The 4,064-nt window shown below is 70.7% G+C and carries 5 protein-coding genes and 1 pseudogene; 3 read left to right on the top strand and 3 right to left on the bottom strand.

All coding sequences use genetic code 11. From position 1 onward, the window contains the following. Positions 1–906: hypothetical protein (locus tag HUW62_RS49505; RefSeq protein WP_176438060.1), on the bottom strand; the 906-nt coding region annotated here is incomplete at its 3' end. A gap of 76 nt (positions 907–982) precedes the next feature. On the opposite strand from HUW62_RS49505, the gene HUW62_RS49500 reads away from it, so the two are divergent. Then, entirely contained in the window at positions 983–2,293 is a 1,311-nt protein-coding gene (locus HUW62_RS49500) for a hypothetical protein (RefSeq protein ID WP_176438059.1), read from the top strand. Here the strand turns inward: HUW62_RS49500 and HUW62_RS49495 are convergent. Then, positions 2,290–2,637: a hypothetical protein gene (locus HUW62_RS49495; RefSeq protein ID WP_176438058.1), complete on the bottom strand. Its 348-nt coding sequence runs from the start codon at positions 2,635–2,637 to the stop codon at positions 2,290–2,292. The two genes, HUW62_RS49500 and HUW62_RS49495, sit on opposite strands and share 4 nt — an antisense overlap. A 43-nt stretch (positions 2,638–2,680) precedes the next feature. Between HUW62_RS49495 and HUW62_RS49490 the strand changes: the two genes are divergently transcribed. Further along, the gene (locus HUW62_RS49490) at positions 2,681–3,079 is read left to right on the top strand and encodes a hypothetical protein (RefSeq protein ID WP_176438057.1); all 399 of its coding nucleotides are present in this window, start codon (positions 2,681–2,683) and stop codon (positions 3,077–3,079) included. Here the strand turns inward: HUW62_RS49490 and HUW62_RS49485 are convergent. After that, positions 3,076–3,300 (bottom strand): hypothetical protein, encoded by a 225-nt coding sequence (locus HUW62_RS49485; RefSeq protein WP_176438056.1) that lies wholly within the window; start codon positions 3,298–3,300, stop codon positions 3,076–3,078. The two genes, HUW62_RS49490 and HUW62_RS49485, sit on opposite strands and share 4 nt — an antisense overlap. 384 nt (positions 3,301–3,684) lie before the next feature. Here HUW62_RS49485 and HUW62_RS49480 point away from each other — a divergent pair. Further along, positions 3,685–4,064: pseudogene (locus HUW62_RS49480) on the top strand (hypothetical protein); the annotation flags it as partial.

The raw sequence follows: 4,064 nt of genomic DNA, 5'->3' as shown, positions 1-4,064 counted from the left end.
GGGCGGGTGTTCCGGTGCGCGGATGTGGCGGTGTGCGAGCCGTGGCTGACGGATGCGTCCGAGCGGGAGTTGTTGGAGACGCTCGGGGAGTTCCGTGAGCCGGAGTCGCTGACGCCCGCGCGTGAGGCGCTGCTGCTCGTGCTGGAGCGCGAGGGTGGGGTCGAGGCGCTGTCGGTGGAGGAGTGGGAGGAGAGGGAGGAGGCGCGGAGGCAGGAGGAGGAGGCCGCGCGCCAGAGGGCGGAGGAGGAGCGCGTCCGTGCCGAGGAGGAAGCTCGGCGGGCGGAGGAGGCTCGGCTTCGCGCGATTGAAGAGGCCCGGCTGGCGGAGGAGGCTCGGCTTCGCGCGATTGAGGAGGCCCGGCTGGCGGAGGAGGCGAGGCTCCGCGCGGAGGCAGAGCGGCTCGCGGAGGAGGCTCGGCTCGCGGAGGAGGCTCGGGTCCGCGCTGAGGAAGAGCGCCGCGCGGAAGAGGCTCGGCTCGCGGAAGAGGCCCGGCTGGCCGAAGAGGCTCGGGTCCGCGCGGAGGAGGAGCGCCGCGCGGAAGAGGCTCGGCTTGCGGAAGAGGCCCGGCTGGCCGAAGAGGCTCGGGTCCGTGCGGAGGAGGAGCGCCGCGCGGAAGAGGCTCGGCTCGCGGAAGAGGCTCGGCTTGCGGAAGAGGCTCGACTGGCCGAAGAGGCTCGGGTCCGTGCCGAAGAAGATCGTCGCGCGGAAGAGGCTCGGCTGGCTGAAGAAGCTCGAGTCCGCGAGGAAGAAGAGCGTCGCGCGGAAGAAGCTCGGCTTGCGGAAGAGGCTCGACTGGCCGAAGAGGCCCGGCTCGCGGAAGAAGAGCGTCGCGCGGAAGAGGCCCGGCTGGCTGAAGAGGCTCGGCTGGCGGAAGAGGCTCGGCTGGCTGAAGAGGCTCGGATCCACGCCGAGGAAGAGGCTCGGCTCGCGGAGGAGGCCCGGCTGGCTGAAGAGGCTCGGGTCCGCGCCGAGGAAGAGCGTCGTGCGGAAGAGGCGCGGCTCGCGGAAGAAGCTCGACTGGCCGAAGAGGCTCGGATCCGCGCTGAGGAAGAACGTCGGGCGGAAGAGGCTCGGCTGGCTGAAGAGGCCCGACTGGCCGAAGAGGCTCGTGTCCGCGCCGAGGAAGAGCGTCTCGCGGAAGAGGCTCGGCTGGCTGAAGAGGCCCGACTGGCTGAAGAGGCTCGGATCCGCGCTGAGGAAGAGCGTCGCGCGGAAGAGGCTCGGTTGGCTGAAGAGGCCCGACTGGCCGAAGATGCTCGTGTCCGCGCCGAGGAAGAGCGTCTCGCGGAAGAGGCCCGGCTGGCGGAAGAGGCTCGACTGGCCGAAGAAGCTCGTGTCCGCGCGGAGGAAGAGCGTCTCGCGGAAGAGGCTCGGCTGGCTGAAGAGGCCCGACTGGCCGAAGAAGCTCGTGTCCGCGCGGAGGAAGAGCGTCTCGCGGAAGAGGCTCGACTGGCTGAAGAGGCTCGACTGGCTGAAGAGGCTCGGATCCGCGCTGAGGAAGAGCGTCGCGCGGAAGAGGCTCGGTTGGCTGAAGAGGCCCTGCTGGCCGAAGAGGCTCGGGTCCGTGCCGAGGAAGAGCGTCGCGCGGAAGAGGCGCGGCTGGCAGAAGAGGCGCGGCTGGCGGAAGAGGCCCGACTGGCCGAAGAGGCTCGGGTCCGCGAGGAAGAAGGGCGTCGCGCGGAAGAGGCTCGGCTCCGTGCCGAGGAAGAGGCGCGGCTGGCGGAAGAGGCCCGGCTCGCGGAAGAAGCTCGGCTGGCCGAAGAGGCTCGGCTCCGTGCCGAGGAAGAGGCTCGGCTGGCCGAAGAAGCTCGACTGGCCGAAGAGGCTCGGCTCCGTGCCGAGGAAGAGGCTCGGCTGGCTGAAGAAGCTCGGCTCGCGGAGGAGGCGCGACTGGCCGAAGAGGCTCGGGTCCGCGCCGAAGAAGAGCGTCGTGCGGAAGAGACCCGGCTCGCGGAAGAAGCTCGGCTGGCCGAAGAGGCTCGGAACCGTGCTGAGGAAGAGCGTCGCGCGGAAGAGGCTCGGCTCGCGGAAGAGGCTCGACTCGCCGAAGAAGCTCGACTCGCCGAAGAGGCTCGGGCCCGCGCTGAGGATGAGCGTCGTGCTGAAGAGGCTCGGCTCGCGGAAGAGGCTTGGGCCCGCGCCGAAGAAGAGCGTCTCGCGGAAGAGGCTCGGTTGGCAGAAGAGGCTCGGCTGGCCGAAGAGGCTCGGGTCCGCGCCGAGGAAGAGGCTCGACTGGCTGAAGAGGCTCGGGTCCGTGCCGAGGAAGAGAGTCGCGCGGAAGCAGCTCGACTAGCCGAAGAAGCTCGGTTGGCTGAAGAGGCCCGGCTCGCGGAAGAAGCCCGACTGGCTGAAGAGGCTCGGCTGGCTGAAGAGGCCCGACTGGCTGAAGAGGCTCGGCTGGCTGAAGAGGCTCGGCTGGCTGAAGAGGCTCGGCTCGCGGAAGAAGCCCGACTGGCTGAAGAGGCTCGGCTGGCTGAAGAGGCTCGGGTCCGCGCCGAGGAAGAGCGTCGCGCGGAAGAAGCCCGGCTGGCCGAAGAGGCGCGGCTGGCTGAAGAAGCTCGTGTCCGTGCCGAGGAAGAGCGTCGCGCAGAAGAGGCGCGGCTGGCCGAAGAGGCTCGACTGGCCGAAGAGGCTCAAGCCCGCGCGGAGGAAGAGCGTCGCGCGGAAGAAGCTCGGGCCCGTGCCGAGGAAGAGCGTCGCGCGGAAGAGGCTCGGCTGGCTGAAGAGGCTCGGGTCCGCGCCGAGGAAGAGCGTCGCGCGGAAGAATCCCGACTGGCTGAGGAGGCTCGACTCGTCGAAGAGGCTCGGGCCCGCGTCGAGGAAGAACGTCGCGCGGAAGCGGCCCGGGCCCGCGCGGAGGAGGAGCGTCGCGCAGAAGAGGCTCGACTGGCCGAAGAGGCTCGAGTCCGCGCCGAAGAAGAGCGTCGTGCCGAAGAGGCTCGGCTCGCGGAAGAGGCTCGACTGGCAGAAGAGGCGCGACTCGCGGAAGAGGCTCGGCTCGCCGAAGAGTCCCGGCTGGTGGAAGAGGCTCGGGTCCGTGCCGAGGAAGAAGAGCGTCGCGCCGAAGAGGCTCGACTAGCAGAAGAAGCCCGGCTGGCCGAAGAGGCTCGGCTGGCTGAAGAAGCCCAGCTCCGCGCCGAGGAAGAACGCCGTGCCGAAGAGCTTCGGCTCGCGGAAGAAGAGCGTCGCGTCAAAGAGGCTCAACTCGCCGAAGAGATTCGGATCGCGGAAGACGCCCAGCTCCGCGCGGAGGAAGAGCGACTCGCCGAGGAAGCACGGCTCGAGGAAGAGGCGCGTCACGCCGAGGAAGTCCGTCTCGAAGTCGAACGTCGTCGCGCGGACGCGGTACGCCGCGCGAAGGAAGCGCGTCAGGCCGAACAGGCCCGCCTCGCGGAAGAACAGCGCCTCGCCGAAGAGGCCCGCCAGGCCCAGGTCGTCGACCTCTCAGCCCCGTCGACTCCCGCCTCCGATGCCTCGGATGACATCGACGCCCTGACCCTCGACGTCGGTGACATCATCCCGGCGGACCCCGACGAAGCCCCACCTCCGAACCCGTTCCCCCGCGCCTCCAACGTCCCGCCGCTCGCGGCGTCTTCAGCCCAGGCGGACCTCCCCCTCCACGCCGAGAGCCGCGAGGCCCTGCGCTCCGCCAGGGACCGTGCCCAGGCGGAGCTCCTCCACGACATGGAGGAGGCCCTGCGGCGCTCCAGGGCGCAGCCGCTCGAACCCTGGCTCGCGGACGAGCCCCCTGGCACCGTACCCCCCACCCGGACGCGAGACCGGGTCCCCGTCCAGGACGAGTCCTGGCGCGCGAAGGACACCGTCCTCACCCCACCCGCCGAGTCCGAGGCCGAACTGCCTCTGCTCGAGGCCGAGCCAGAGCCCGAATTCTGGGCTGTCACGGTCCCCTCCGGAGATCCACTCTCCGCACCGCCCTCCCTGCCGCCGCGCGCCGTCGCGGGCCCTCCGGTCCTGACCCCCGTCGCGGGCCCTCCGGTTCTCACCCCCGTCGCCAAGGCCGGCCCTCCCGTCCTCATGCCCGCGGACCCCGAGCCCGGCCCCAC

The organism is Myxococcus sp. AM011, assembly GCF_013372595.1.
Taxonomy (GTDB): domain Bacteria; phylum Myxococcota; class Myxococcia; order Myxococcales; family Myxococcaceae; genus Myxococcus; species Myxococcus eversor.
The sequence above is the reverse complement of the archived record's forward strand: the minus strand, read 5'-3'. Positions and strand labels throughout refer to the sequence as shown.